Annotated in this window: 1 protein-coding gene; it reads left to right on the top strand. The window is 37.2% G+C overall.

The annotated features are described in order from the left end of the window. Window positions 1-8 precede the first annotated feature (8 nt). Window positions 9-134: a DUF2789 family protein gene (locus tag R2R70_RS19125; protein WP_410978769.1), complete on the top strand. Its 126-nt coding sequence runs from the start codon at window positions 9-11 to the stop codon at window positions 132-134. Window positions 135-392 lie beyond the last annotated feature (258 nt).

Here is a 392-nt window from a genome sequence, read left to right as displayed (position 1 = left end):
ACACAACACTGCTTCAAGATGCAGCATTTTGGGATGAAGCACAGCAACACTTTTTAGCGGAATCACTTGCTGAAGATGGTGCCTGGAGTGAAGTGATTGATGAGTTAGATGTTCGTCTTCGCCAAGGCAAATAGCATTATTTAGCTAGATAGCTATGTTAAAGCCTTCAAAATTACTAATCCATGACGATTTTTAATGGGATCAAGGCCAATTTACTGATCGATTTTTGACTTGTCTCAGGCATATTTACGCAAGTTAGCGTTGAGGTAAGTTATTAGAAATAAGTTTTTAACCTAAGTATTAGGTTATTTAATGTAGCATACCCATTTTATTGCTACCATAGCACCCGCGCAGCATGTGTATGCTGCGCTTTATTTAATTTAAGAGTTATA

It is taken from the genome of Cobetia sp. SIMBA_158 (assembly GCF_046566945.1).
Classification (GTDB): domain Bacteria; phylum Pseudomonadota; class Gammaproteobacteria; order Pseudomonadales; family Halomonadaceae; genus Cobetia; species Cobetia amphilecti.
Note: the sequence above shows the minus strand (reverse complement) of the source record. Positions and strands in the feature narration are given on the sequence as shown.